This is a genomic window from Nitrospira tepida (assembly GCF_947241125.1).
Taxonomy (GTDB): Bacteria; Nitrospirota; Nitrospiria; order Nitrospirales; family Nitrospiraceae; genus Nitrospira_G; species Nitrospira_G tepida.
Genome location: NZ_OX365700.1, coordinates 4,322,271 through 4,346,732, shown reverse-complemented (window position 1 = coordinate 4,346,732; position 24,462 = coordinate 4,322,271). Strand labels below are relative to the sequence as shown.

Below are 24,462 nucleotides of genomic sequence, written 5' to 3'. Positions count from 1 at the left end.
TTTCAGGTCAGGCATTGCGAAGTGCCGGCTAGGCGGCCTTCGCTCCCGCCATCTCTCGGCAGAGGTTGGCGCATCGCCGGCATTCCTCCGCACAAGGACCGCACAGGGCATGATGCGGCGCATGCTGCTCGCAGACCTCCGCACAGGCGTCGCATGTGTCGGCGCAGAATCGGCATAGCGCTTCCATGAATTGCGACCCCCGGCTCATCCAGGCTGCCGCCAGAGCACAGATGTCGGCGCAGTCTCGGCAGAGCCTCGTGCAGCGGGCCATCAGTGCTTGATCATGCCCTCCGCCATGCATGCCGATCATGTCATCGCTGCAGGTGTTGCAAATCTGAGCGCAGGACCAACAGGCTGCGATGCAGTCCTGCTGCTGTCGACTCATTCGTCGCGGGGTTTGCTGGGTCTGTTGCATAGAATCCTCCTTTCCCGGTGAAAGCGGATCAGAAAAGTGTTCATGATCGCCGAGCAGATCATTTCTTCCGTCTGGCCTGCCGGGACAAGGCCGTTGAAGAAGCCGCACGGCGTCCCTCCCGTTTCAACGCCCGCAAGGCGGCTTGGGAGCGCCGGGAGGACCGTTTCCGTGGGCGGTGGCGCTGCCCTCGCTCGTAGGCCCGCTCCGCGCTCTTCCTCGTGCGTTCGGATGTTTGCCCTTTGGGCGGCGGCTTGAGCGGGACACCGGCCTTCCGGGCTTTCGATAGCCCGATGGCAATCGCCTGTTTCGTCGAGCGGGCGCCGTGCTTTCCTTCCCGGACATGACGAATCTCCTCTCTCACGAATTCTCCCGCCTGCGTTGAAGGAGCCTTGCCGGCTCGTTGTTTGGCCCGTGCGCGTCGAACCGTGGCTTCTTCCGGCATGATGTTCTCCCTTTGGGCGGCAGGAAACTAATCCGCGGCGGATTTGTCTCGTGATTTCCCGAATAATTGGCGGAGTTCGACTTTCGCCTGCTCCAACCTTTTCTTCTGTGCCGAGCCTAATCTCTTGCCGCCCCGATTGATGTGAAAATTGAGCATCGACATGGCCGACTGATAGGGCGTCCCTTTGCGACGGCGGCTGCGCAGAGCCGACCGTTTGAGCGAGGTGGCGATCTGACGGGGAGTCTCTTTGGTGAACACGCCCGGTTCCAGATCGAGCGCATCGCTGCGCTTCATCACGTCGGCCGACCAGCGTCGTCCTGTCTTCGGTTTCCCCTTTGTCGATGTCCGTGTCCGCGCGGCCATGACTGTCTCCAACGATCCTCCTAATTCACCTCTATCATGGGGCCAACGGGATGTGACCAGGGAAAATCCCTCGTCGGGCACGGCCCGGCACGGCAGCACAAGCGAAGGCGACCAGGTTCTTGGGCAGGTTCTTTGGATTGATTGGAAGGACTGGCTATTTCGATGCCTGCCGGCTGTCTGGGCGGAAGGAGACGAACAGGAGCGAGAGGGCGCCGATCGCCCCTGCGATCATTCGCTTCGAATACGTTAGCGCCTCTCAGGCGGGATGGTTCTGATGGCGGCCGGGAACAACGCATGAGCTGCGACATCGACCGGCCGGTGTTTGACCGTCGTGCTCGCCGGGTCCTTGCCGAGGAAGTTGTCTCCCTTCCAGTTGTTCGCCGGCCTAATGGGTCTGGGCACGAAGCCGTGTCGTAATAAGGGGTCTAACCCCTTAAATCACAAAAAGTTATCCTGTTGCTGACGGTGAGTTCGTCGAAAGCGTTGAGTGGTGATAGATATCGACCCTCACGAATACGTGTTCGACTGAAATTCAGAATGTCCCCCTTTCTCATCCATGTGCATTCACTGTCCGTTTAACCGCAGATAGCGTGTCTGAGGTTGGACAGTTTCGTCCGTGTAGCATCGTCCAGTTGGTACATACTCAACGACTTTAGCGTTCTTGATGTAGAAGATGTTATTGCAAACGATTTGTCCACGTGAGCAGGTAGTAAACGTATTGGCATTAACAAAATTGCCTGTTGCGGTGGCCCCACCGGTCCCGAAACAGTTCCCAACATCCCTCCCGTTGACATAGTTTCGGATCTCAATACCGCTGTCCGTCAGAGTGCGATACATGGGCAAAGTGATGAATAGCGAATGCGTATCCAAAGCTTCGACAGGCATTCCAACCCAGGCATCAAGATCTTGTTGTCGCACAGTTGTTTGTCGCACAGCCGTACAGCCTGCAGCTAATTCCAGGATGGCCACAATCAATGCAGCTAGGATTATTCTCATGGTCACCATATATGCAGTCTAGGAGGTGAACTACACTAACTCATCGCTCTTGTTCAGCCGAGGAGGTCGCCAAGTTCTGCAGCTCTTTCGAGTTGATTCAGATAACAGCTTCCTAACATTGTCGGCATCAGCCGAGTTTTCTCTACCGTTTCCTGTATGGACAGAATTTGAGATTCGAATCAATTTGTGCACAGCTTGATCGACGGCTTCGCGATTTGGCGCTAGCCCAAAACACTCGAATAGACGGTAACAACGAACTGCGTGGGTTGTGCCTGCTAGCCGACTTGCATAACGCCGCATCGTATCCGCCACCTCAGTCATAGCTTCCATCTTACCGGTACCAGGATTCGCATAGCGATCAGCGTAATAGACGAGCCCAAAAAATATTTCGCCTATCACTTTCGCTTGCTCATGTACCGGCTCAACCAAGAACCGCTGCACAATCTGGCTGAGGCTAAATACAACAACGCCGCCAATAATCGTGAGTGCAGAAGTTAATAGTACGTCGAACATCCGCTACTTCCTGGTTACCGAAATAATCCGTGAACAGTGATAAAGACCTTTCTTGGGCGATAGTCTTTCGCGCTGGACCATCTTAGGCCGCGAAAGGGAACTCTGGGACACTATCCTCACTTACGGAATCTCTGTCAAGCGTCAGATCTAGGTAGTTTCAGCCATGCCCGTGGAATAGGTCCATATGGACCTGCCGTCTTGTTGAGGCGACGGTCGGTACTCGAACCGGTCAATTTCACAGGTGCAAGGGGAGGCCGGCGTTGAATGGGAAAGTTCGGATGTACCGCTGCCCTTAGCCCTGCGCTTCATCCGTCAGACCGCGCGCCCGCCCAACGTTGCGGCGAGGTACCAGAATGCCGCAAGCAGGAGCCCGGTGAGGACGAGCAGTCCTAATGCGAGGGCTTGCAGCACCCGGGCGCGAAAGGCCGCTTCCGCTCCGTAAACCACGGGCATGTCGCGGATGAGGCGAACATTGGGAGGGGGGAACCGTTGGGCGCAACGGACCTTGGCGCCGAGGTTCCAGAAATACGCGGCGAAGATCAAGATGAGCTTCGATAACAGGGCCGACGAGAAAAAGTAGGCCGATCTGATCCGGTCGCCTGCGTCCGTCGCTTCGGACGGAATCTGCTCGCGAATTGCCCCCTAGATGTTGTCCAACGGCCAGGATCAGCAGAATGACTTCAACGGGGGCCTTCAATTCATTCTTGATCACGCGTCGTATCGGATATGGAGCTACGCACCGTTTGTAAACCATGCTGGAATTATCTGTCTGGTTGGTCGCCAGCATGAATAGGGAGCTACTTCGTCTCGCCAACGAGCCGAACGGATGGCCGAGCGGGAACTGGCCTATTCCAATGTCAGAATCAAGCTGCAGAATCCCGGTCAACTTCCCATCCCGGAAAGACCAAGACCGCCGGGTGACACTTCAGGGCTCGCGCGAGGGTCCTGGCGCGCTCAACGCCAAGTCGGATACGATCATTTTCAATTGCGGAGAGAGTTGCCTGAGGAATGCCTGTTAGCCTGGCCAACTCATTCTGGCTATATCCTTGTAATTCGCGAATGATACGAACCGACTCCCCGGAGGATACGGTGATGCGCTTTTTGGCTGGACGAAAGGGTTTCATCTTAGACTCTCCGATTCTTAGCCTCTCCGATATTCATGGGGCGTGATGTGAACCACCTGAAATAAGGACTGCCCGGGAATCACTCGATAAATCACCCGATACTTCGCTCCCAAGCGAGATGATCGATATCCATGTAATTCCCCATGCAAGGCTTCGTCATGAAATCCTTTGATCAGTCTCAACCCAGTCGGACCGGAGATGGCTGCAATATCCTTCCACTTCTCGTAACGCTTCAAGATATCAAGAGGTGTACCATCGAGTTGTTTTTCCACCCGACGGTGCTCTTCGATCTGCCACACGTCGCATGGTAGCCATGTCTTATATGGTATGTCAAGAAATTGTCCTGGGCGGTAGGATGGCAGGAGTGTGTTAGCCTGCATTCTGCATGACGATAAGGGCTTAGCCTTCTGCCTGTTGTCATCATGATTCAAATGTGAGGGCTACTGTCCGAGTTCGGCTGCTGCATTCTGGGGTCGGCTGAAGGTATCTGTCAGGAAGCGCTGATTTCGATCTTACCGGGAATCTTGCTGAGGATCAGTTTTTGTAGTTCGACCTTATTGGCGGCATTGTCGATATCAATACCCACCAACCGTCCACTGGCATCGTAACCGAGCACGACACCCTCGGAGACCCCGGGACTTTCCACGGTCGGTCTTTCAGAAAGATCGATATAGAGTGAATCAGTATGCGGATGATAGCTGAGCTTCATGATTCAATGAGCTGATAGGGCGAGGAACTGCCTCTGTTGCCTTGTCAGGTAGGCCTGAACTCGTTTCATTACGAGCTGTTTGCGCGGAGGAGACCCACTACTGCGTCAACGACCCGCTTCAACGATTGCAACTTAAGGATGCCAACCTCCGAGATGATGAGGCCCAGGTTGGCGGTGGAGAGTTTGGTCTGCGACAAGTCGGAGAAGGGAAAGCGGACCAGGACTATGGCACCTGCTGCAGGTGCGACCATGCCTCGTCCTCCTCCGGTAGGTTCCAGTCCTCTGCGAGTGCTGCTTCACTGAGAAGTGCGCTCTCGGCGACTCCTGTTGCTGGACGTTCCTCCAGGATCATGACCAGCGCTCGCCGGGCTGCAGGAAGATGGACCTGCTCCAGCAGTCGCACATGACCGTGCTCATCGATCACGGCTTCGACCGTTCGGATCATCGTGTCACCTCACTGCTGAGAGTATACAGAAATCCAGCCGTCTCTGCCTAATGATAGGTAAGTGTACGAGAGAGGCTATGCGACAAGAGCCCCTTCTCCGTGCAGTGTTCTTATCCAAGGACGAGCCCATGGCACATCAGGCTTGCAGATTCTCTATCAAACACTGGCATTGCCAATACCCATTGTTGCCCAGCTTATTTGCCCGGTATGAGATCAGGTCGCTCGTTCACTCAGTGTGCTGAGGACATACCAAAACAGCAGCAGGAGGAGCAGAGTGAATACCAGCAAGCCCATCGCGAGGGCTTGCAGCCCCCGGGCGCGAAAGGCCGCTTCCTCTCCGTAAACGACGGGCGTGTCGCGGATGAGGCGAACATTGGGAGGGGGGAACCGTTGGGCGCGACGGACCTTGGCGCCGAGGTTCCAGAAATAAGCGGCGAAGATCACGAGCGGCGCCGATAGCAGGACTGCCGAGATCAGGAAAGCCGATCTGATCCGGTCTGGCGCCCTCGTCGGTTCGGCAAGAAGCTGCTCGCGGATCGTGCCCTGGTGCTGTTCAACCGTCAGGATCAGCAACGTGCCGACGACCGCTCCGATGGCCAGAAACACCAGCGCGAGTCGGCGTGCCACGACCCACATTATTCATGACGGTTCGTCGCGAAATCGCGAAGTCGCCAAGCGAGACAGGCACGCGGAGCCGTGAGGGAGGAAGGCATACTTGAAACAGTATGTTGACCGACCAAGCGGCGAGCCTGCCTGCCCCCATGCCCAGAAGCCGCATGGAGGCTTGTCGCAGCGGCGAATCCGCGATTGCAGCAGAACGTTCATGAATAATGTTGGTTAGGATCGGCTGGCTGGACTTCGCGTGTCGGCGCCGCATTGCGGCGTGGTTTGCACATTTCCATTTCGTCTGACCGCTCTGTCATGACTGCTGTCTCCGCTGAATGGGACGAGGCCTGCGCGACCTGATCCGTCTCACGATCATCCGCCGGATGATCATGAGGCGCTCTTGCTACGGCCGAGCTGTCTTCCGGCACAGCACGGAGAGGTGGCCTCGCGACGAAGGGTCGTCGATCTCCCACAGGAGGATGTCGAAGCCGGCCTCGCGCAACAGGACGGCCGCGACGTCCGGAGCATGACCGCTGTAAGAGAACTCTACATTGAACATCCGATCAGTGAACTCGCCGTCGCTTCCGCCCAACGAGAGCAAGACCGGCCCTCCCGGCCTCACCCACCTGTGCAGGTTGTCAAACAGCGCGGGATGCTCTGCCTTCGGGATGTGAGATCGAATCCCAGGCGATGATGCCGTCATACCGATCGGATAGTGCAATCGAGACCATGTCACCCACGATCAGTTCGGCCTCGGGGCAATTGGTCCGGGCCAGGTCCAACATGGCCAACGAGGCATCGACCCCTGTGAGCCGGAACCCGCGGTCGAGCAGGTATCGTCCGATCGGCTTTCCCGATCCGCACCCGAGGTCGAGGATGTGGGCCCCGGGTGCGGTAAGATCGAGAAACCGATCGACAGATGGTTGCTCGCGGAATCCGGACGCATGGCGTTCTTGCGACCATTGGTCCGCGATCAGGTCGTAGTGTCAGCGGTCATCCAATAATCCCCAGGTGTGGTCATTGAATTTTCCCCACCCTCCTAACTGAAGGAGGAGGGAGATGGGACTTGACGAGACGGGAGCGTCGGCGATCATGCGTGCCCAGGGGGACCAATCTGGGGAGGCATGCATGGTGGATCAGGAGCGATGGGCGGAGATTCGACGGTTGTTTCACGAGGAGCGGGTGTCCATTTCAGCGATTGGGCGGCGGTTGGATCTGGATCGCAAGACGGTCCGGCGCAGTCTGCGGCAGACGACGTGGCACCCCTATCGCCGGGCAGCGGTGGCGGAGACGCTGCTCACCGCCCATGCCGACTTTGTGCGGACCCGCGCCCCGCAGGTGGGGTACTCGGCGCGGATTCTCTACCAGGAACTGCGGGCGAGCCGGAGCTACACCGGCAGTTATGAGACGGTGAAGCGGTGTGTGGCGCCGCTGCGCGAGGTCCAGCTGCAAGCGGAGCGGGCCCTCCTCCGCTTTGAGACCCCGCCGGGGCAGCAAAGTCAGATTGATTGGGGCCAGGCCACCGTGCCCTTCCGCACCGGTCCCGTCGTGGTGCACGTGTTCGTGCTCACCTTAGGGTTCAGTCGCCGCGGCTTCTATCACGCGTGTGCCGATGAGCGCCTGGCGCAATTTCTGGAGGCCCATGAACGGGCCTTTGCCCATTTCGGCGGGCACACCCGCGAGCATCTCTATGATCGTCCGCGCACCGTGTGCTATGCGGATGAGACCGGCCGACGCCTCTGGAATCCCACGTTCAAAGCCTTTGCCGACTATTGGGGCTTTGAGCCCCGCGTGTGTCGGCCCTACCGGGCGCAGACCAAAGGCAAAGTGGAATCGGGCGTGAAGTATGTGAAGCGGAACTTTCTGCCCGGGCGGACGTTTGTCGACGTGGTGGACTTCCAGGCCCAGCTCGACGAATGGAACGTGACGATCGCCGACCAGCGCCTGCACGGCACGACTCATGAGCGACCGATCGCGCGGTTTGAGCGAGAACGCGAGCACCTCGTGCCACTGGCGGGCCAGCGCGGCTTCCAGCAGGAGGCGCGGGTCTCGCGGATCGTGGCTGAAGACTATCTGGTCAGCTTCGACACGAATCGGTATTCCGTGCCCTTCCGCCTGATTGGGCAACGGGTTGAGGCGCAACGGCGGGGCGACACCATCCATATCTTCCATCGCGACCGCGAGGTGGCCACCCATCCCGTGTTACCCGGCCGCCACCAATTCCGCATTCTGCCGGAGCACGGCCCCGGCGCCAGTGCCCGCATTGCGCGCCAGCGCCGGTCAACCCTGAGCGAACTGGCCACTCACCCCGGTGCGGTCCCGGAGGTCGAAGTGCGGGATCTGGCGTGCTACGAGGCGGTGTGCGGGAGCGCGGCGGCGCACGAGGTGCAGCCATGAACCCGGCGCAACTGGAACGGCTCCGTGAACAGCTGACGCGGCTGCGGCTCCTGAAGAGCCGCGAGCGGCTCGACGCCCTCTTACAGGAGGCGGCGGCCAAGGACCTGTCGTATGCGGACTTCCTCGATCAGGTCCTCAGTGAAGAAGTGACCGCCAAAGCGGAGAAGAACATTACGATGCGCACCAGTCTCGCGCGGTTTCCGTTTGTGAAGAGTCTGGAGGTCTTCGACTTCGCCTACCAGCCGTCGCTGGATAAGAAGCAGATCCAGCAAGTGGCCACCTGCCACTTCATCGAGCACGGCGAGAATCTCGTGATCTTGGGGCCGCCCGGGGTCGGCAAAAGCCACCTGGCCATCGGGCTGGGGCTCAAAGCGATCGAGCGAGGCTATCGGGTGTTGTTCACGACGGCCGCCGCCATGATCGCCACACTGACTCGAGCCCTGACGGAGAATCGGCTGGAGGACAAGCTGAAGCTCTACACGATCCCGCGGTTACTGATCATCGATGAGATCGGCTATCTGCCCATTGACCGCACCGGGGCCAACTTGTTTTTCCAACTCATCTCGCGTCGCTACGAGAAGGGGCCGATGATTCTCACCAGTAACCAGAGTTTCGGGGCCTGGGGGGAGGTCTTCGGGGACCGGGTGCTGGCGACCGCGATCCTGGATCGGGTCCTGCACCACGCCATCACCATCAATATCCGTGGTCATTCGTACCGGCTCAAGGAGAAACTTAAAGCCGGTTTGGTGCGCGTCGAAGAAGCCGCCACGACCACGTAACCAGGGTGGGGAGTTTTCGATGACCATAACTGGGGAAATTTGGGTGACCCTTGACACGTAGGGGGCGCGGTCCGTCATCCTCTGTCGTTTCGGCTGGAGGTACCCCGCAGCCGGCGGTAATGCGCCGCGACCTTCATCCGATTTCCGCAGGCGCTCATGCTACACCAACGGCGGCTGTGATTCTTGGTCGTGTCGTAGAAAAACAACACACAGGCGGCATTCTCGCACTTCTTGATGCGCGACAAGTCGCCGTAGCAGAGCAGGTTGCCGGCGGACTCGGCGATCGGCAAGAGCAGATGGGCCGGCTCCGAAAAGTTCGCGTGGAGCCGCTTCTCGAACCCGCCTCTCGTTCGACGAACCTCGGCATAACTGACCTGATTGTTCAGCAGGTCATTGATTGAGGCGAGGGTGGCCGGCGGCACCGGCTTGCCCTTGGCCAGGCGCTCCGCCATCTGCCGCAGAATCCCTCTGAACTCCAACGCCCGTCCCAACGCCTGGCCAGCCCGAGGCCTGTCCCCCCAGGCCGCAACAAGGTCCTGTGCCTGCCGGCCGTCGAGCACCTTCGCCTCTTCAAGCCAGGCGATGAGATCGGCGAAGCTCGTGAGCCGATCGACCGGGCGGCCTTCCGCCACAACCTGCGTGTTGATGAAGTCCAACCACAGGTCATTGCCGATGAAATAGAATTTTCCGGCCGTTCGTTCCTCCGTCATCGTCCTGTCCCTGACTCGGCCAAGATCTCCCGGGAAAAATTAACCGGCAAAGTAAGTCTTGACAGGTTAGCACGACGATATGGTAACCTTCAAAACATAGTATAGAAGGTTAGCCACAGCGGTTCCAGGTCGGTCACATTTCACAGGGAGGTCAAATCATGGATCAGCAGGACGCGCGGGCTCAGAGCTTCCAGACAGGCCATGTCGGGTTGAACGTCAGCGACCTGAAACGGTCAAAGCAGTTCTACCGAGAGGTGTTCGGCTTCGAGGTCATGGGCGAATCTCAGCAAGACGGTCGCCGGTTCCTGTTCCTCGGCAAAGGGCGGAACCTGGTGCTGACTCTCTGGCAGCAGGCATCGGGCCGATTCGAAAAGCAGCGCCCCGGGCTGCACCACCTGTCATTTCAAGTCGGAGCGATCGAACAGGTGAAAGAAGTCGAGCGGAAACTGCGCGAGTTGAACGTGCCGTTGCTCTATGACGGGATCGTGCCGCATGGGGAGGGCATGCAATCCGGCGGCATTTTCTTTGAGGACCCGGACGGCATCCGCTTGGAGATCTATGCGCCGGAGGGCGCAGGCACTTATTCGGCGCCGACACAGGGCGCGCCCTCCTGCGGCTTTTTCTGAGTGGCTCAAGGCGGAGCCAACGAGACAAGAGAGAGGAGCCACCACCATGACATCGCCGTACCATGAGGGAGAGCTGGCCGTTCAAGCTCGGGCGGGAGTGCAGGAGATGGCGAGCCGGGTCGGCCGATCGATCGGCTCAACCATTCCACCGGCGGCCCAGGATTTCTTGGGCCGCCAGCCGATGGTCATTGTCGGAACGGTTGATCGAGATGGATTCCCCTGGGCCACGCTGGCGACCGGCAAGCCTGGTTTCATGCAAGCCTCGGACGAACGAAGGGTGAGCATCGCGGCCCAGCCGCCTGCCGGTGATCCCATGGTCGAGAACATCGGGAGCAACGGCCAGGTGGGCTTGATCGCGATCGATCCCGCGACCAGGCGGCGCATGAGAGTGAACGGCAGGGCCGAAGTCGGACCGGACGGAACGATCGTGATCCAGGCGCAACAGGTCTACGCCAACTGTCCCAAGTACATTCAGGCTCGCGCGTGGGGGCTGAGCGATCGCTCAGCCCCTTCCGCTCGGCGGGTGTCGGATGATGCCGAACTGAATCCGGTGCAGCAACGTTGGATAAGGGAGGCGGATACGTTCTTTATCGCCAGCAATCATGAGAGAGGCGGGGTGGATGTCTCGCATCGAGGCGGCCATCCCGGATTCGTTCAGGTATTGAACGAGCGCGTGCTGATGTGGCCCGATTACGCCGGCAACATGATGTTTCAAACGCTGGGCAATCTTGCCGTGAACCCCAAGGCCGGCCTGCTGTTCCTGGATTTCAACGGAGGCGGCACCCTTCAACTGACCGGACGGGCCGACATCCTATGGGATGGAGCACGCAGGGCTGGATTCCCCGGCGCGGAGCGCGTGGTCGAATTCCATGTGGAGCGGGTCGTTGAGACTGCGCAGGCCAGCAGCCTGCGCTGGAGATTTGTGGACTATTCCCCGTTCAATCCAAGCATTATGAAGTCTTAGATGGACCACGATCGATCTGCCGCCAGGCCTCGTACAGGTCCTGCTCGGCGGGGCGCAGCGGCATATAGGCCAACTGCATGGATTGCTCGGAGAGGGGCTTCGCCAGCTCGGCGTAGAGGCTGCCCGTCGAAAGCCCGTAGGGCTCGGCATCTTCGTTGGAATAGGCGTAGTAGACTTGGCGGATGCCGGCCAGGTACATGGCCGCGAGACACATGGGACAGGGGTGGCCGCTGGCGTACATGACATGGCCGTCAAGCCGCTGGTTCTGCTGCTTGCGCGCGACCGCGCGAATGGCTTCCAGCTCGGCATGCGCCGTCGGATCGTGGCTCGATAGCACGGTGTTGACGCCGGTCGCGACAATCTGGCCGTCCTTGACCAGCACGGCGCCGAACGGGCGGCCTTTCCTGGTCCGCACGTTGTCCAGCGCCAGTTGAATGGCCAATGCCAGATGCTCTTCGGGCTTTGACAAGTGGTCGCTCCTTCGCGGTGCGGTCGTGACTGTCGGTCTCACTATCCGCGCTTGCGGCCACTCTGTCAATCATCGCCCGTTCGACGGTCCCGTGGCCGGTCTTCCCCGCCGCTTGCCATGGACACCCCTGATCGTACCGATCGGCGCCACCTCCCTTCGCATCCTTGTCTAAGCCGGGCGAATATCGTACAAGTGAGGCATCAAGGCTCGGCCGCGGCATTCGGAGCCAAACGCGCCGCGCCACTCACAATAATAGGAATCACCCGACATGGCCGATTTCTTCCAAAACGGGGTCGTCACCGTGCTTCACCGGCTCGGCCCGCCGAACGTCGAACGGTTGGAGAACGAGCTGATCCGTTATGGCGAGATCAATCCGATCGCGTTGGTCCTTCCATCGCTCTATTCCGAGCTGGAACGTCCGGCCTTGCAGAGGATCATGAAGGAGCTGGCGCAGGTGCGCTATCTCAACGAGATCGTGGTGGCCCTGGGCCATGCCTCGGCGCTGGAGTTCCGGCGCGCCAAGGAATTCTTCAAGGTCTTGCCGCAGCGGGTCCGGCTTGTCTGGGTGGATGGCCCGAACATTCAAGAGATCCTCAAGACCCTGACGGGGCAGGCCATCGACGTGGGGTTGCCCGGCAAGGGACAGTCCTGCTGGCTGGCTTTCGGCTATGTGCTCTCGCGCGGGCAAAGCAACGTGATCGCGCTCCACGATTGCGACATCGTGAGCTATCAGCGGGACTACCTCGCCCGCCTCTGTTATCCGGTCACCAACCCGAACCTCGGCTATGAGTTCTGCAAGGGTTACTACAGCCGGGTCACCGATCGGTTGCACGGCCGGGTCACCAGGCTGTTCATCACGCCGATGGTCAGGAGTCTCGAACGGCTCGTCGGGCCGCAGCCCTTGCTGACCTTTCTGGACAGTTTCCGGTATCCGCTGGCCGGCGAGTTCGCCATGGTCCGGGATTTGGCCTGGATCAATCGCATTCCCGGGGACTGGGGCCTGGAGGTGGGCGTGCTGGCCGAGGTCTACCGCAACTGCGCGCTCCGGCGGATCTGCCAAGCCGACATCGCCGACGCCTACGAGCACAAGCACCAGGGCCTCTCCGCCGACAATCCGGAGGGCGGCCTGCTCAAGATGTGCGTGGACATCACCAAGTCCCTGTTCCGCAACCTGGCGAGCGAGGGGATCGTGCTGCCGGAAAGCCTGCTCAAGACCCTGCGAGCCACCTATCTCCAAACGGCGCAGGAAGCGATCCGGCGCTATGAGGACGATGCGGCGATCAACGGCTTGCAGTTCGACCGCCATCAGGAGCGGACCGCAGTCGAGACCTTTTTGAAGGGGTTGAAGCTCGCGACGGAGGTGTTTCTCACGGACCCGCTGGGCGTGCCGATGATCTCGAACTGGAGCCGCGTCGCGCATGCCGTGCCGGACATCTTCCACCGACTCCGCGACGCGGTCGAGCAAGACCATGAGTGGGACCCCACCGGGGGCAAGGGATGAGCGGCCAGATACCGGATTCGTTCGTCGCGCTGACCGAGGAGACGGAGGCCGTCGTCCAGCGGATCGGCACGGCCGACATCCTGGTCGGCATTCCCAGCTTCAACAACGCCGACACGATCGGCCACGTGGTGCGGGCGGTGAGCGCCGGGTTGGCCAAATACTTTCCCGAGCAGCGCGCCGTGCTCGTGAATTCCGACGGAGGCTCGACGGACGGGACGCCCGACGTCGTGGCGCAGACCCTCGTGGATTTCTCCGCCATGCTGATCAGCGACCAGCAGAGCCCGCTCCAAAAAATCGTGACGCCGTACCACGGCATCCCCGGCAAGGGCAGCGCGTTCCGCACGATCTTCGAGATCGCCCGCCGGCTCAAGGCCAAGGCCTGCGCGGTGGTGGATTCGGACCTGCGCAGCATCACGCCCGAGTGGATGGACCTGCTCATCAGCCCGATTCTGGACGAAGGCTTCGACTACGTCGCCCCCTATTATCTCCGGCACAAGTACGACGGCACGATCACCAACAGCATCGTCTACCCGCTGACTCGAGCCCTGTACGGCGAGCGGATCCGCCAGCCGATCGGCGGAGACTTCGGCTTCTCCGGCCGCTTGGCGGAACATTACTTGAACAAGCACGTGTGGGAATCCGAGGTCGCCAAGTTCGGCATCGACATCTGGATGACGACCGAGGCGATCGCGACCGGCGGACGGGTCTGTCAGAGTTTCCTCGGGGCTAAGATCCACAACCCCAAGGACCCGGCGGCGGATCTGTCGGCCATGCTGGTGCAGGTCTTGGGGGCGATGTTCGCCTTGATGGAGGAACATCAGGGGCTCTGGACCAAACTCCAGGGGACCAACGCGGTGAAGCTGTTCGGGTTTCAATATGCGGTCGGGGTCGAACCGGTCAATGTGAACGTCGAGCGGATGATCAACACGTTTTATCAGGGCCTCACGGACCTGGAGCCGGTCTGGAATCAGATCCTCGGGCCGGACACGATGAAGGACCTCCTGGCCCTGCGCCGGGTGTCGCACCAGCAATTCCACATCGCGAACGAGGTGTGGGCGCGGCTGGTGTACGACGCGGCGGCGGCTTACCACAAGCGCGTCATGCCGCGCGAGCACCTATTGAAGGCGTTCACGCCGCTGTATCTGGGCCGCACCGCCAGTTTCGTCCTGGAAACGCAGGGGTTGACGACACAGGAGGCGGAAGGCCGGATCGAGCAGCTCTGCCAGGCGTTTGAGCAGCAGAAGCCGTATCTGATCGCACGATGGGGCGATCAGACGGCGTGAAGACGGGCCACGTAAATCGTGAGACGGGAGACGGAAAACGGATTGATGCGTGACGTTGAACGGCTGTCGCTTGACGTTTGACGGTTCACGTCCGCGAAGAGGGCAACATGACAGATTTCTGGACAACGGCGCTGCTCGCTCCCTTGGAAGCTCTGGCGAGGCAGATGCTCGAGCTGCTTCCGAACGTCCTCGCGACCGTCATCATTTTTTCGGCCGGGCTGGCGATTGCGTGGGTGCTGGGCAACGGGGTCGAGCGGTTTCTCCGCGCGATCGGTCTCGATCACCTCTGCAACCGGTTGGGGCTCACGACGGCCTTGATCCGCGGGGGGGTCAAGTATGATCCCTCTCACCTGGCCGGGCGCGGCGTCTATTGGGTGGTGCTCTTGTCCGCCACGATTGCCGCCCTGGGGGCGCTCAACCTTCAGCCGATCAATCAATTCGCCCAGTCGTTCCTCGCCTACATGCCGCACCTGTTCGTGGCGGCGCTGATTCTGCTGGCGGGGTTTCTGCTGTCGAATTTCATCTCCCAGGCGGTCCTGATCGCCGCCGTCAACGCCAACCTCCGGCCTGCCCGCATTATCGCGGCCGCTTCGCGATGGGGCGTGCAGTTGGTCGCCGTGGCGATGGCGCTGGAGCAGCTCGGGATCGCGCGCAACATCGTCGTGGTCGGGTTCGGGATCACCTTGGGCGGCCTGGTCCTCGCGGCCTCGATCGCCTTCGGCTTGGGCGCCAAGGATCTGGCCAAGGAATATCTCGAACAGCGGTTCTCGCACCGCCGCCCTGAAGACGGCGGCGACGACCTGCGTCATCTGTGAACCGCCTTCGTTGAGGCATTTGGCGACAGGCCGGCCTGAGCGGATGCCCAGTTCTGCCTCAGCGACCCCTTCCACATTCGTATCGGCTCGATCCGTTTCCGCATCCGTCGGGATGCCGTCGCGTGTTTGCCGACTGGCACTTCCCGTGCACGACTCCGGAAGGTCGGGCTCCTCTTCCCTGCGGCTGTCCCTGTTGCGTCATGCAGCGGTATCCGAAAGGAGTGCGATATGGATCAGTTGGCGTGGCTGGCCTTGTTGGCGATCGTCGTCGGTCTCATCGGGGTGGTGGTGTTGATCAAGGGACGAAAGCCGCGGCGATGAATCGTTGTCAAGGCTGTCGCCGGCATGGACCGAGGGCTCGACGGAGGGACCGGTGACCGCCTGGCTCATCCTCGCCGGCAGCGCTGTGGTGATCGTCTACGCCGGCACGAAACTTTCGCGCTACGGCGATGACATCGCGGACCTCACCGGTCTCGGCCGGCTCTGGATCGGCGTGGTGCTGATGGCGGCGGCAACGTCCTTGCCGGAGCTGTTCACGACGGTCAGCGCGGCCTGGATCGACGCGCCGGATCTTGCGGCAGGCGATCTGCTCGGGGCCGGCATGGCCAACATGCTGACGATGGGGTTGATCGATCAACTGCACCGCGGGAAGCGGGTCTGGCAACAGGCGGCGTTCGAACATGCGTTGGTCGCGGGGCTCGCGATGATTCTGACATCGCTCGTGGCCTTCTTCATCCTGTACGGACCGGAAGTGGAACATGGCGGCATCGGATGGGTCAGCCTGCTGCTGCCGACCTTGTACGTTCTCGGCATGCGGGTGGTCTATCGGCAGGAACTCGTCAAACGCCGGGAACGGGAGCAGGAGTTGGTGGTCGAGGCCAGGGCGGAGGAGGAGCCGCAACGGCTCAGCCGGCGGGCGGCGCTGAAACGGGCCGGGATGAAATTCGCCGTTGCCGCGCTGGCCCTGTTGCTCGCCGCGCCGTTGCTCGCCTCCTCCGCCGATCAGGTCGCCAAGCAAACCGGGGTGAGCGAGTCGTTCATCGGCACTTCGTTGGTGGCGATCACGACTTCTCTGCCGGAGCTGATCACCTCGTTGGCCGCGGTGCGGCTCGGCGCCTTCGATCTCGCGGTGGGCAATCTGTTCGGAAGCAACGCCTTCAACATGGCGGCCTTCGTGTTCGTCGATCTGGCCTATCGGCAAGGGCCGCTGTTCGGGGATCTGGACGGCGCCCATGCGCTCACCGCGCTGTGGAGCATCGTCCTGATGAGCACCGCGCTCATGGGCATCATCTATCGGGTCGAGAAGCGGGTCGCGCTGATCGAGCCCGACAGTTTTGTCATCATTCTGGGGTATCTGTTTGGGCTCTGGCTGCTCTTCCATTAGATCATGTCTAGATCATGTCGATCATGACGAATCAGACCCCCGCTCAGCAGACGCGATCATGGCACGCCACGGCGGTCGAGGAACTTTGTGCGCAGCTCGATGCCGATGCGCAGGCCGGCCTGAGACAGGAGGACGCGGCCCGGCGGCTTCGGCAATACGGGCCGAATGAGCTCCCCGAGGCTCCTCCGACATCGATCCTCACGCTCCTGCTGTCGCAGTTCACCAGCGTCATCATCTGGGTCTTGATCGGCGCGGCGGTCATCTCCGGCTGGCTGGAAGATTGGATCGACGCGGCGGCCATCCTCGCCATCGTGCTCCTCAACGGGCTGTTGGGGTTTATCCAGGAGTATCGGGCGGAGCAGTCCCTGGCGGCCTTGAAACGCCTCTCGATGGCGACGGCGAAGGTGCTGCGCAACGGAACGGTCCGGTCGATTCCCGCGCGCGAGCTGGTTCCGGGCGATCTGGTGCTGGTCGAGGCCGGCGATCAAGTTCCGGCTGATATCCGGCTGACCTACGTCGCGGGCTTTCAGACGCAGGAGGCCTCGCTCACCGGAGAGTCCACGCCGGTGCAGAAATCCAGCGAAGGCTTGGCCGGGAAAGACGTGCCGCTGGCCGAGCGGGCCAATATGGTGTTCATGGGGACGGTGGCCGTGTCCGGGAAGGCGCGGGGTCTGGTCGTTGAGACCGGGATGCGGACCGAACTCGGGCGCATTGCGGCGATGATCCAAACCGCGGCAGAAGCGGAGCGGACCGCGACCCCGCTGCAACGGCGCTTGGAGCAGTTCGGCTATACGCTGTTGTGGCTTGCCCTCGGGGTCGTGGCGGTCGTGTTTCTGCTCGGCGAGCTGCGAGGCGAGCCGCCGGTGGCGATGTTTTTGACCGCGGTCAGTTTGGCCGTCGCGGCGGTGCCGGAAGGCTTGCCGGCCATCGTGACGATCACGCTGGCGCTCGGGGTCACGCGCATGGTGAAGCGCCAGGCGCTGATCCGCAAACTGCCGGCGGTCGAAACGCTCGGCTCGGCGACGGTCATCTGCTCGGACAAGACCGGCACCTTGACCAAGAATGAGATGACCGTGACCAGGCTCTTCATGGACGGGCAGGTCTTCGAGGTGACGGGGGAAGGCTATCAGCCGGATGGTGACCTCAAACCAGTCGAAGCGGCTGCGGCTTGGGCGGGAGAGCGCCACGGCTCGGGCAGCACGGAACCGCCGCCCGGCATACGGGAATTGCTGACGGCCTCGGCGCTCTGTAATGGGGCCACGTTGCAACAGGAGGACGGAACCTGGCGCGTGCTGGGCGATCCGACCGAGGGGGCGTTGCTCGTGGCGGCGGCCAAGCTGAACCTGTGGAAGGATGAGCTGGAATCCCGTTGCCGGTTCATCGGGGAAGTGCCCTTCGATCCTCAACGGAAGATGATGACGGTAGTCCGGCAAGCCGGCAGTGAGGTGACGGCCTACGTGAAGGGCGCGCCGGATGTGCTGCTGTCACGCTGCACCGATCTGATGACCCTGGACGGAAAGCGCGAGCCCCTGACCGACGAGGTGCGGCAACGGATTCTGCGCGCGAACGATGCCTTCGCGCGGGACGCCTTGCGCGTGCTCGCGATGGCGGAGCGGCCGGGGCTGGAGATGCCACCAGCATTGACGTCCGATGCCCTCGAACGGGACCTCCTGTTCCTCGGCCTGGCCGCGATGAAGGACCCGTTGAGGCCGGAGGCCAAGGTGGCCGTGCAGGTCTGCCGCGAGGCGGGCATCCGAACCGTGATGATCACGGGCGATCACAAGGACACCGCGGTCGCCATTGCCCGAGATCTGGGCATTCTGGACGGTGATCGTGCGGCCCTGTCCGGAGTCGAGCTGGACCGATTGAGCGACGAGCAGTTGGGCGCCCGCATCGAGCGGGTCGGCGTCTACGCCAGGGTGTCTGCGGAGCACAAGCTTCGCATCGTGAAGGCCTGGCGATCGCGCGGCGCCGTCGTGGCCATGACGGGCGACGGCGTCAACGATGCGCCGGCCATCAAGGAGGCGGACATCGGCGTCGCCATGGGGATCACCGGCACGGACGTCACCAAGGAAGCTTCCGATATGGTCGTGATGGACGACAACTTTGCCTCGATTGCCGCGGCCGTCGAGGAGGGGCGGGGCATCTTCGACAACATCCGCAAGACCATCCATTTTCTGCTCTCCTGCAACGTCAGCGAAGTGCTGGTGATGCTGTTTGCGACCCTGATCGGGTTGCCGCTCCCCCTATTGCCCATTCAGATTCTGTGGATGAATCTCGTGACCGACGGCTTCCCAGCCCTGGCCCTGGCCGTGGACCCCAAGGCTCCCGGCTTGATGCGACAGCCGCCTCGGCGGCCGGACGATCGCCTGTTGGATAGAGGCAGATTGCTCGCCATCGGCGGGCAGGGTCTGATGATGGCGGTTATTGCCTTGGGGGCCTTTGCCTATTGCCTCTATGGTTTGGGACAGAATCTTGAGCAGGCCCGGACCGTCGCCTTCACAGTCATGGTGCTGGTTCAGTTGGTGCATGCGTTCAATTGCCGGAGCGCCGACCATTCGCTGTTCAGGTTGGGCGTGACGACGAATCCCCAACTTCTGTTGGCGTTCGGGCTCTCGCTCGGCGCGCAATTGGGGATTCTTTTGGTGCCGGCTGCCGCCTCCCTCTTTAAGGCCGGGCCGCTTCCGCTGGCCGACTGGGGATTGATCGCGTTGCTCAGTCTGCTGCCTTTTGTCATCATGGAGCTCTGGAAGTTTTTCAGGAGTTGCAAAGCCGATATGAAGCCAACCGGGTAAAGGTTGAGGGGAAACTCGCGGGTGCTCACCTATCAACAGGAGGTTCGCCATGTCTGTCGCCAAAGTCATCGAGCTCAGTTGCGAATCGACCCACAGCTTTGAAGACGCCATCAAGCAGGGCATCGACAAGGCCTCGAAGACCGTCCGGAACATCAAGGGGGCTTGGGTCAAGGAACAGCAGGTCGTCGTGGAGGGAAACAAGGTGACGGCCTATCGCGTCGATCTGAAGATCACGTTCGTGCTGGAATAGGCCTGTGGCGGATGTCGGCCGGTTGCGGGCTTGATCGCCGGGGCGATCGACCTGCGCCATCCGACCGGAACATTGTTCGGATGGGAGGTGACGAGATGGCAACCAAGAAAGCCGCGTCCAGGAAAGCTGCATCGCATTCCGGAGGGAATGGGCGAACCAAGCAAGGCGGCGTGACGGCGAATCCGCTTGCCAGGGCCGTGGCGGCAGCCAAGACCATGAAGAAGAAGGGTCGAGTGACGGCCGCGTTGAGCAAGCCTCATCGGGGAACCTCGGACGCGACTGCGCTGGCACGAAAGGTCTCTGCTGCGAAGAGAGGCAGAAAAAAGGAGCAGGTCACAGAAGCGCTGGAGGAATCGCAGCGTCGCCGGTGAGGAGTCTGCCGCTATCGTTGAAGGACTCTTGGCAGGATGCTGAGAAAGTCTGCCGTTTCGCGACGTCATTCGGATCTTCGGGGCCGGCTACTGGCGGAAAGGCAGGCAAATTTATGAGCGAGAAAATCAAGTACACAGACGAACCACTCGGAAACCTCAAGGTCGTTCCTGACTTCCTTCCTCGCCCGGAGGAACTTGTCGTTCGGGAGGAAGGAGTCAAAGTCACCATCGCGATTGTCCGGACTATCCCAAAGTGCCCTGTGTTTTGGTGCTACAGAGAGACAGAGATGGCAATCCGATACATGTCGTGCGGGGCATTCCCAAAGGACACTCGGAGCCAGCGGTTGTCGTGACTGCTTATCGGCCAGACCCCGAGCAGTGGCGGGATGGATTCATGAGGAGACGCGAATGAGGAAGCAACGGCGGACGAAGCTGGTTCACGAAGGGCGATATCTTGCCGAAGTTGATGTCGAGCTTCTGGTGACCGATGACGAGTGGTCTCCCTACCTATCGGTCCAAGACGCATACAAGCTCGATGATGTGCGTGAGGCGTTGAAAAAAGGGCTCTTCCGGAAATCGTGTGGGTGAAGTTGATGACTCCGGCTGACGTTGGACCCGTTGCATCCAGAAAGGCAACGGGTTCCCCGACACTCGGGTTGCGTCATGATGCGTTGGCGTCAGGAGGCCGTTCCTGGTCGTCCTGTCGGCCACCGCGACTGTGAGGCGACGCCGGAGCGTCAAGCCGTCGCGGTGGCACCAGGATCAACCTGCATTCGCCCCGTTCCCGCCATGACGCGAACCCTCTGTGTCCGCCCTTCCAGCCGGGGCTGGCACGATGGCACCTCGTCCGATGGCCCGCACAATTTCCGGAAAAGCCCTTGGGTTGCTCTGCAGGCATTGGGGTGGCTTCAGGGTCGGCATGGGGGTGACGCTGCCTTCGCTGAAGGAGCGGGGACCCACCGAGAGTTTGTCGAGCAGGAAAGCCGAAACTGACCAAGGCACCACGTCGCAGACCGTGGCCGCGGGAATTTCGGAAGGGTTTCCGCTCGGCAAGCCCCGGTAGGGTCGCTCTGAGAGGCGCGGCAGCACAAGCCCCATGCCGACCCTCAACTTGAGTCACCCACACAAAATCCTGAAGAGCCAAAAAAGGAGATACGACGACAGCGGCGCGGTACGGTCGCATCTTCTCTCTGACCCCAATTGGCGTCTGACCATCGTTTTGAGGCGACGCGTAACCGAGCGCCTCGCTCCTCCATCAGGCCCGTCGGCTCCTCCGGCTGAAGGAAAAGCGCCAGCCGCGGAACTTACCTGCCATCGGTCCCGTCCTGCTCCTCGTTGTCTCCATGAGGCAATTGGCGACAATGACCAAGCTTCCCGCGACCTAAAGTTCCCCAGCCATCCTGCCAGTCGGATGGATCCGATGAACAGGCTGTCATGTAGGAGTGACACAATGAACTCGCGGATAACCGCGCTTTGAACACAACAGATCGTGGAGTCACAGACGCAGGTGCGTTCGCACGTAAGGTGTCGGCTGCGAAGACAAACAGGCGAAAGGAAGAGGTGACGCACACGCTGGAGGAAGCTCAGCGAAGCCGGTGATGCGAGCGGACCGGGGACCCTTACGAAGGGTCCCCAGATGACGCCGCGCCGGCGCCCTGTTCGGCCGGGCCAAGGTTCTCCAGAAGCTCCACGTCCAGAACCAGGGCTTTCCCCGCCAACCGGTGGTTGGCATCCAAGGTCACCGTGTCTTCCGCGATGTCGGTGACGACGGCGTGCAGCGTGTCGCCTTCCGATTTCTTGATCTTGAGCCCGAGCCCGACCTCCGGCGTGATCTGCTGATTCGTAAACCAGGAGCGGGAGACTCGGCTGGTCAATTCCTGTCGATAGGGGCCGAAAGCCTGCTCCGGCGACACGGTCTCCGCTTTTCGCTCGCCCGGTTTCATGCCGATGATGAGCCGTTCCATGCCGGCGATCACCATGCGCCGCCCCGTTTCGAAGACCAACGGCCCTGAACTCTGGGAGGAATCGACGACCGTGCCGTCCTCCAGCCGTCCGATATAGTTCACGCGCACGATATCGCCTACTTTGACCTCAGACATATGGTCCTCCTTCCGTCATGGTCGAATGGCGTACTCCGAACGATGCTGTCGTGGTGGAATCGACGACGGCCTCTTCCTCGGTGGCCGTTGCGTCAACCCGGCCGTGCTTACTTGGTCAGAGAGGTCCAGGTTTTCGGTCCTACGACACCGTCTTCAGCCAGCCCATGCTGCCGCTGATACCACATCACGGCCGCCCTGGTGTCTCTCCCGTAAATGGCGTCTGCGATCACAGGGAGCCCCCGGCGGCGCAGGAGACGCTGTAGTCGCTTCACGTCCGGTCCCGTCATGTTCGGCCAGGTGAGGCGGATTTGACGACGAACCTCTTTTCCCCGAGTCGGCGCGCCGGCGGCTGGCCGCCGGGATCGCACGGCACGGCCGGTTGGCCGAACTTTGGCGGTCATGACCGCCGGCTGCTTCTGCGATGGCGCGGCCGCGCGCGCCCGCAGTCCCTGTTCCGCCTGTTGCAATCGAGCCGCGAGCTGCTGATTCCTTCTGGCCAGATCCTCCGCCTCGCTCTTGAGACTCTCGTTGTCCCGGCGGGTATCCGTCAGCCGTTGCTGAATTTCCGTCTGGCGTTCGAGCAGCCGCGCATTGTCCGTTTCCAATTCTTCGATCTGCGCCTGGAGCGCCGGCGGCCAATAGTCGCAGCCGCTCACGGCCAACGCCCCTGCCATTCCGGTGAGACGTAACAGGCTGTACGGGGACGCGCTCCGTGATCCATTCAACAGACGAACCATGCTGTCACCTCCGATCTATGACAGGCCGATCAGCCGCGGCTTCTTCAGGGAACTTCCCGGGTCTTGTCTGTGCCGTACCGAACGGCCAGGATGGATGAGAGCGGCACGGCCAGCCATTCCTCCGCGCTCCCTTGGGTTTTCCGCTTGCGAGGCAGCTTCCACGCGAGCCCCATTTGCGAAACCCCGGTGGTCCCGCCGCCCCCGAGCACGGCCCGTCCGTTGTGCCGGAATTCATAGGAACCGACGACCGCGGTGGCGCCCTCGACGGCATGCCAGACTCCGTCGGTCAGGAGCACGGCGGTGACATCGTTCAGATCGATCGACGGTCCCATCGGTCGCCGGGGCCCCCGTCATGCCAGGCCGAAGCGTTTGAGGCCGCCGAGGAGCTTGCCGTGGCCGTTCACACCGTTGACCCCTCCGTCAACTCCGGAGGAGGCAGGTTTGACGATGCCGATCACTTCGATCGACAGCCGGATGGTCTTGCCGGCGAGCTTATGGTTGGCATCGAGCCGTACGCGGCCGTCCTCTATGTCGGTGATGACGACGGGCACCAATTGGCCGCTCTCGTGACGAATCGTCAGTTCAAGCCCCACATAGGGGGTGATGCCGAGCGCCTGAAAGCCCTGTTCAGTCACCTCCGCGGTCAAGTCGTCCCGGTAGGGGCCAAAGCCCCATTCGTACGTCAGGTGCTCCATTTTGGATTCTCCCGGAGCCATGCCGACCACCGCAACTTCCAGCCCCGGGAGAACCGATCCGTCTCCGACGACGAAGTCGATGACTTCATCGCACGAGGTGCTGTCGATGCTCGTCCCATCCTCCAGGGAGAGGCGGTACCGAACCGTCACGCGGTCTCCGAACTCCGCGCGGTGCATCGGCTCAGGTCTCCTCTCCCTGCTCCAAATAGGCGTCAAAACACTGTTTGTGCCAGACATGGTCACCGTCCGGCGATGTATGGCCCTGGTCTTGGGCCCACACGACCTGATCCTGTTGCTTCACGGGACCTTTGCAATGGGCGCAGGCAAACTGGCGCCGGCTGGTCCCAGCCCTGTCAACTCGGACATTCATGGAAAGCTCCTTCTTCTTGCGGGCCTACGACGACGTGGCATGTTCAGCCGACGCTATTCTTCTATCTGTGGCCCCAGGCCGACCCGCGCCCGCAACAGATCGTGTCGGGTGATGGAACTGACGACCGTTCCGTCTCTGATCACGGGCAAGACCAAAATGCGGTAGTCGTCCAACAGCCTCGACGCCGTCACCAACGGCGTGTCTTCGCTGATGGAGATGGGATCCTTGCGCATGATCTCGCCGACCTGCCGCTCGCCCAGGCGCTCTCCGCGGTCCATGGCGCGAAGCAGATCCAACTCGCTGACGAATCCGACCAGGACCCCGTTGTGATCGACCACCGGCGCGCCCGTCGCATGCGCGGTCAACAGCGCCATGGCGGCGGAAACACCGTCGGCGTCCGCGCGGAAGCAGAGCGCATTCGTGGTCACGATCTCCTTGACGGTTTGAAAACCTTGCTCGGGGGTGCCTTGAAGCGTCATCATTTCCCTCCATACCGCGCTTTGCGAGATCCGGCGGCTCATCGGGCGCAGCCCCTCTTCATTGACGCCGCCGGAGAAACCCCACCAGGGATTTTCCTTGTCTCATACCGCGCTTTGCGAGATCC

32 protein-coding genes and 1 pseudogene are annotated in these 24,462 nt (G+C 61.2%); 13 read left to right on the top strand and 20 right to left on the bottom strand.

Annotated features, from left to right (window positions below; genetic code table 11):
• Positions 1-28: 28 nt before the first annotated feature.
• The 12 genes and pseudogenes from QWI75_RS23060 to QWI75_RS22980 all read right to left on the bottom strand — a co-directional run bounded on the left by QWI75_RS23060 (position 29) and on the right by QWI75_RS22980 (position 6,587).
• Complete coding sequence (locus QWI75_RS23060) at positions 29-385, bottom strand: four-helix bundle copper-binding protein (protein WP_502890239.1); 357 nt, start codon at positions 383-385, stop codon at positions 29-31.
• Between the two features lie 88 nt (positions 386-473).
• On the bottom strand, positions 474-857 hold the full coding sequence (locus tag QWI75_RS20605) for a DUF6496 domain-containing protein (protein ID WP_289271248.1): 384 nt from the start codon (positions 855-857) through the stop codon (positions 474-476).
• A 27-nt stretch (positions 858-884) separates the two neighbouring features.
• A complete protein-coding gene (locus QWI75_RS20600; RefSeq protein WP_289271247.1) occupies positions 885-1,220 on the bottom strand; it encodes a DUF3175 domain-containing protein in 336 nt (111 codons plus the stop codon).
• Positions 1,221-1,466: 246 nt separating this feature from the next.
• Positions 1,467-1,628 (bottom strand): annotated as a pseudogene (locus QWI75_RS22985) (DUF1272 domain-containing protein); the annotation flags it as partial.
• A 618-nt stretch (positions 1,629-2,246) separates the two neighbouring features.
• On the bottom strand, positions 2,247-2,729 hold the full coding sequence (locus QWI75_RS20595; protein WP_289271246.1) for a hypothetical protein: 483 nt from the start codon (positions 2,727-2,729) through the stop codon (positions 2,247-2,249).
• 312 nt (positions 2,730-3,041) lie between these two features.
• Entirely contained in the window at positions 3,042-3,272 is a 231-nt protein-coding gene (locus tag QWI75_RS20590) for a hypothetical protein (RefSeq protein WP_289271245.1), read from the bottom strand.
• A 320-nt stretch (positions 3,273-3,592) separates the two neighbouring features.
• A complete protein-coding gene (locus QWI75_RS20585; RefSeq protein ID WP_289271244.1) occupies positions 3,593-3,853 on the bottom strand; it encodes a helix-turn-helix domain-containing protein in 261 nt (86 codons plus the stop codon).
• Positions 3,854-3,870: 17 nt separating this feature from the next.
• Positions 3,871-4,152 (bottom strand): type II toxin-antitoxin system RelE family toxin, encoded by a 282-nt coding sequence (locus QWI75_RS20580; protein ID WP_289271243.1) that lies wholly within the window; start codon positions 4,150-4,152, stop codon positions 3,871-3,873.
• Positions 4,153-4,343: 191 nt separating this feature from the next.
• Positions 4,344-4,562, bottom strand: coding sequence for a DUF2283 domain-containing protein (locus tag QWI75_RS20575; protein ID WP_289271242.1), 219 nt, complete (start codon positions 4,560-4,562; stop codon positions 4,344-4,346).
• 223 nt (positions 4,563-4,785) lie between these two features.
• The gene (locus QWI75_RS20570; RefSeq protein ID WP_289271241.1) at positions 4,786-5,007 is read right to left on the bottom strand and encodes a hypothetical protein; all 222 of its coding nucleotides are present in this window, start codon (positions 5,005-5,007) and stop codon (positions 4,786-4,788) included.
• A 213-nt stretch (positions 5,008-5,220) separates the two neighbouring features.
• Positions 5,221-5,634 (bottom strand): hypothetical protein, encoded by a 414-nt coding sequence (locus QWI75_RS20565; RefSeq protein ID WP_289271240.1) that lies wholly within the window; start codon positions 5,632-5,634, stop codon positions 5,221-5,223.
• Between the two features lie 617 nt (positions 5,635-6,251).
• Complete coding sequence (locus QWI75_RS22980) at positions 6,252-6,587, bottom strand: class I SAM-dependent DNA methyltransferase (RefSeq protein ID WP_370693656.1); 336 nt, start codon at positions 6,585-6,587, stop codon at positions 6,252-6,254.
• Positions 6,588-6,672: 85 nt separating this feature from the next.
• Here QWI75_RS22980 and istA point away from each other — a divergent pair, with 85 nt between their 5' ends.
• Both istA and istB read left to right on the top strand, forming a co-directional pair.
• Entirely contained in the window at positions 6,673-8,010 is a 1,338-nt protein-coding gene (gene istA / locus QWI75_RS20560; protein WP_289266912.1) for an IS21 family transposase, read from the top strand.
• Positions 8,007-8,789, top strand: a complete 783-nt coding sequence (gene istB / locus QWI75_RS20555; RefSeq protein WP_289266911.1) for an IS21-like element helper ATPase IstB — start codon at positions 8,007-8,009, stop codon at positions 8,787-8,789. Before istA ends, istB begins: the two co-directional genes overlap by 4 nt.
• Positions 8,790-8,863: 74 nt before the next feature.
• On the opposite strand, the gene QWI75_RS20550 is transcribed toward istB, so the two are convergent.
• The gene (locus tag QWI75_RS20550) at positions 8,864-9,499 is read right to left on the bottom strand and encodes a CGNR zinc finger domain-containing protein (RefSeq protein WP_289271239.1); all 636 of its coding nucleotides are present in this window, start codon (positions 9,497-9,499) and stop codon (positions 8,864-8,866) included.
• Positions 9,500-9,657: 158 nt separating this feature from the next.
• Here QWI75_RS20550 and QWI75_RS20545 point away from each other — a divergent pair, with 158 nt between their 5' ends.
• Both QWI75_RS20545 and QWI75_RS20540 read left to right on the top strand, forming a co-directional pair.
• Positions 9,658-10,125: a VOC family protein gene (locus tag QWI75_RS20545; RefSeq protein ID WP_289271238.1), complete on the top strand. Its 468-nt coding sequence runs from the start codon at positions 9,658-9,660 to the stop codon at positions 10,123-10,125.
• A gap of 46 nt (positions 10,126-10,171) precedes the next feature.
• A complete protein-coding gene (locus tag QWI75_RS20540; protein WP_289271237.1) occupies positions 10,172-11,089 on the top strand; it encodes a pyridoxamine 5'-phosphate oxidase family protein in 918 nt (305 codons plus the stop codon).
• On the opposite strand, the gene QWI75_RS20535 is transcribed toward QWI75_RS20540, so the two are convergent.
• On the bottom strand, positions 11,076-11,558 hold the full coding sequence (locus QWI75_RS20535) for a nucleoside deaminase (protein ID WP_289271236.1): 483 nt from the start codon (positions 11,556-11,558) through the stop codon (positions 11,076-11,078). The genes QWI75_RS20540 and QWI75_RS20535 overlap by 14 nt on opposite strands.
• Positions 11,559-11,826: 268 nt before the next feature.
• Here QWI75_RS20535 and QWI75_RS20530 point away from each other — a divergent pair, with 268 nt between their 5' ends.
• The 9 genes from QWI75_RS20530 (at position 11,827) to QWI75_RS22970 (ending at position 20,545) form a co-directional block, all read left to right on the top strand.
• Complete coding sequence (locus tag QWI75_RS20530) at positions 11,827-13,059, top strand: glycosyltransferase family protein (protein ID WP_289271235.1); 1,233 nt, start codon at positions 11,827-11,829, stop codon at positions 13,057-13,059.
• Positions 13,056-14,342 carry a glycosyltransferase family protein gene (locus tag QWI75_RS20525; protein ID WP_289271234.1) on the top strand — a complete coding sequence of 429 codons (1,287 nt, stop codon included), beginning with the start codon at positions 13,056-13,058 and terminating at the stop codon, positions 14,340-14,342. Before QWI75_RS20530 ends, QWI75_RS20525 begins: the two co-directional genes overlap by 4 nt.
• Before the next feature lie 107 nt (positions 14,343-14,449).
• Positions 14,450-15,157, top strand: a complete 708-nt coding sequence (locus tag QWI75_RS20520) for a mechanosensitive ion channel family protein (RefSeq protein WP_289271233.1) — start codon at positions 14,450-14,452, stop codon at positions 15,155-15,157.
• Between the two features lie 373 nt (positions 15,158-15,530).
• A complete protein-coding gene (locus QWI75_RS20515; RefSeq protein WP_289271232.1) occupies positions 15,531-16,541 on the top strand; it encodes a sodium:calcium antiporter in 1,011 nt (336 codons plus the stop codon).
• Between the two features lie 23 nt (positions 16,542-16,564).
• Positions 16,565-19,336: a cation-translocating P-type ATPase gene (locus QWI75_RS20510; RefSeq protein WP_289271231.1), complete on the top strand. Its 2,772-nt coding sequence runs from the start codon at positions 16,565-16,567 to the stop codon at positions 19,334-19,336.
• Between the two features lie 49 nt (positions 19,337-19,385).
• Positions 19,386-19,586 (top strand): dodecin family protein, encoded by a 201-nt coding sequence (locus QWI75_RS20505; protein WP_289271230.1) that lies wholly within the window; start codon positions 19,386-19,388, stop codon positions 19,584-19,586.
• A 95-nt stretch (positions 19,587-19,681) separates the two neighbouring features.
• Positions 19,682-19,957, top strand: coding sequence for a hypothetical protein (locus tag QWI75_RS20500; protein WP_289271229.1), 276 nt, complete (start codon positions 19,682-19,684; stop codon positions 19,955-19,957).
• A gap of 253 nt (positions 19,958-20,210) precedes the next feature.
• Positions 20,211-20,369 (top strand): DUF4258 domain-containing protein, encoded by a 159-nt coding sequence (locus QWI75_RS22975; protein ID WP_370693596.1) that lies wholly within the window; start codon positions 20,211-20,213, stop codon positions 20,367-20,369.
• Entirely contained in the window at positions 20,366-20,545 is a 180-nt protein-coding gene (locus QWI75_RS22970) for a hypothetical protein (protein ID WP_370693595.1), read from the top strand. The genes QWI75_RS22975 and QWI75_RS22970 overlap by 4 nt, the downstream gene beginning before the upstream one ends.
• A 1,031-nt stretch (positions 20,546-21,576) precedes the next feature.
• On the opposite strand, the gene QWI75_RS20495 is transcribed toward QWI75_RS22970, so the two are convergent.
• The 6 genes from QWI75_RS20495 to QWI75_RS20470 form a co-directional block, all read right to left on the bottom strand.
• Positions 21,577-22,056, bottom strand: coding sequence for an FKBP-type peptidyl-prolyl cis-trans isomerase (locus tag QWI75_RS20495; protein WP_289271228.1), 480 nt, complete (start codon positions 22,054-22,056; stop codon positions 21,577-21,579).
• Positions 22,057-22,163: 107 nt separating this feature from the next.
• Positions 22,164-22,793, bottom strand: coding sequence for a peptidoglycan-binding protein (locus tag QWI75_RS20490; RefSeq protein ID WP_289271227.1), 630 nt, complete (start codon positions 22,791-22,793; stop codon positions 22,164-22,166).
• A 44-nt stretch (positions 22,794-22,837) separates the two neighbouring features.
• On the bottom strand, positions 22,838-23,125 hold the full coding sequence (locus QWI75_RS20485; RefSeq protein WP_289271226.1) for a hypothetical protein: 288 nt from the start codon (positions 23,123-23,125) through the stop codon (positions 22,838-22,840).
• A gap of 18 nt (positions 23,126-23,143) precedes the next feature.
• A complete protein-coding gene (locus tag QWI75_RS20480; protein ID WP_289271225.1) occupies positions 23,144-23,665 on the bottom strand; it encodes an FKBP-type peptidyl-prolyl cis-trans isomerase in 522 nt (173 codons plus the stop codon).
• A 4-nt stretch (positions 23,666-23,669) separates the two neighbouring features.
• Positions 23,670-23,858, bottom strand: coding sequence for a hypothetical protein (locus QWI75_RS20475; RefSeq protein WP_289271224.1), 189 nt, complete (start codon positions 23,856-23,858; stop codon positions 23,670-23,672).
• A gap of 53 nt (positions 23,859-23,911) precedes the next feature.
• On the bottom strand, positions 23,912-24,340 hold the full coding sequence (locus QWI75_RS20470; RefSeq protein WP_289271223.1) for a CBS domain-containing protein: 429 nt from the start codon (positions 24,338-24,340) through the stop codon (positions 23,912-23,914).
• Positions 24,341-24,462 lie beyond the last annotated feature (122 nt).

Bases quoted from the DNA above. Each gene is read 5' to 3' on its own strand.
- QWI75_RS20575 (WP_289271242.1), bottom strand. From the start codon at position 4,562: ATGAAGCTCAGCTATCATCCGCATACTGATTCACTCTATATCGATCTT.
- istB (WP_289266911.1), top strand. From the start codon at position 8,007: ATGAACCCGGCGCAACTGGAACGGCTCCGTGAACAGCTGACGCGGCTG.
- QWI75_RS20570 (WP_289271241.1), bottom strand. From the start codon at position 5,007: ATGATCCGAACGGTCGAAGCCGTGATCGATGAGCACGGTCATGTGCGA.
- QWI75_RS20605 (WP_289271248.1), bottom strand. From the start codon at position 857: ATGCCGGAAGAAGCCACGGTTCGACGCGCACGGGCCAAACAACGAGCC.
- QWI75_RS20545 (WP_289271238.1), top strand. From the start codon at position 9,658: ATGGATCAGCAGGACGCGCGGGCTCAGAGCTTCCAGACAGGCCATGTC.
- QWI75_RS20540 (WP_289271237.1), top strand. From the start codon at position 10,172: ATGACATCGCCGTACCATGAGGGAGAGCTGGCCGTTCAAGCTCGGGCG.
- QWI75_RS20505 (WP_289271230.1), top strand. From the start codon at position 19,386: ATGTCTGTCGCCAAAGTCATCGAGCTCAGTTGCGAATCGACCCACAGC.
- QWI75_RS20480 (WP_289271225.1), bottom strand. From the start codon at position 23,665: ATGCACCGCGCGGAGTTCGGAGACCGCGTGACGGTTCGGTACCGCCTC.
- QWI75_RS20600 (WP_289271247.1), bottom strand. From the start codon at position 1,220: ATGGCCGCGCGGACACGGACATCGACAAAGGGGAAACCGAAGACAGGA.
- QWI75_RS20520 (WP_289271233.1), top strand. From the start codon at position 14,450: ATGACAGATTTCTGGACAACGGCGCTGCTCGCTCCCTTGGAAGCTCTG.
- QWI75_RS20510 (WP_289271231.1), top strand. From the start codon at position 16,565: ATGACGAATCAGACCCCCGCTCAGCAGACGCGATCATGGCACGCCACG.
- QWI75_RS20595 (WP_289271246.1), bottom strand. From the start codon at position 2,729: ATGTTCGACGTACTATTAACTTCTGCACTCACGATTATTGGCGGCGTT.
- QWI75_RS20500 (WP_289271229.1), top strand. From the start codon at position 19,682: ATGGCAACCAAGAAAGCCGCGTCCAGGAAAGCTGCATCGCATTCCGGA.
- QWI75_RS20530 (WP_289271235.1), top strand. From the start codon at position 11,827: ATGGCCGATTTCTTCCAAAACGGGGTCGTCACCGTGCTTCACCGGCTC.
- QWI75_RS22970 (WP_370693595.1), top strand. From the start codon at position 20,366: ATGAGGAAGCAACGGCGGACGAAGCTGGTTCACGAAGGGCGATATCTT.
- QWI75_RS20585 (WP_289271244.1), bottom strand. From the start codon at position 3,853: ATGAAACCCTTTCGTCCAGCCAAAAAGCGCATCACCGTATCCTCCGGG.
- QWI75_RS20485 (WP_289271226.1), bottom strand. From the start codon at position 23,125: ATGGGACCGTCGATCGATCTGAACGATGTCACCGCCGTGCTCCTGACC.
- QWI75_RS20525 (WP_289271234.1), top strand. From the start codon at position 13,056: ATGAGCGGCCAGATACCGGATTCGTTCGTCGCGCTGACCGAGGAGACG.
- QWI75_RS20490 (WP_289271227.1), bottom strand. From the start codon at position 22,793: ATGGTTCGTCTGTTGAATGGATCACGGAGCGCGTCCCCGTACAGCCTG.
- QWI75_RS20495 (WP_289271228.1), bottom strand. From the start codon at position 22,056: ATGTCTGAGGTCAAAGTAGGCGATATCGTGCGCGTGAACTATATCGGA.
- QWI75_RS20470 (WP_289271223.1), bottom strand. From the start codon at position 24,340: ATGATGACGCTTCAAGGCACCCCCGAGCAAGGTTTTCAAACCGTCAAG.
- istA (WP_289266912.1), top strand. From the start codon at position 6,673: ATGGGACTTGACGAGACGGGAGCGTCGGCGATCATGCGTGCCCAGGGG.
- QWI75_RS20475 (WP_289271224.1), bottom strand. From the start codon at position 23,858: ATGAATGTCCGAGTTGACAGGGCTGGGACCAGCCGGCGCCAGTTTGCC.
- QWI75_RS20550 (WP_289271239.1), bottom strand. From the start codon at position 9,499: ATGACGGAGGAACGAACGGCCGGAAAATTCTATTTCATCGGCAATGAC.
- QWI75_RS23060 (WP_502890239.1), bottom strand. From the start codon at position 385: ATGAGTCGACAGCAGCAGGACTGCATCGCAGCCTGTTGGTCCTGCGCT.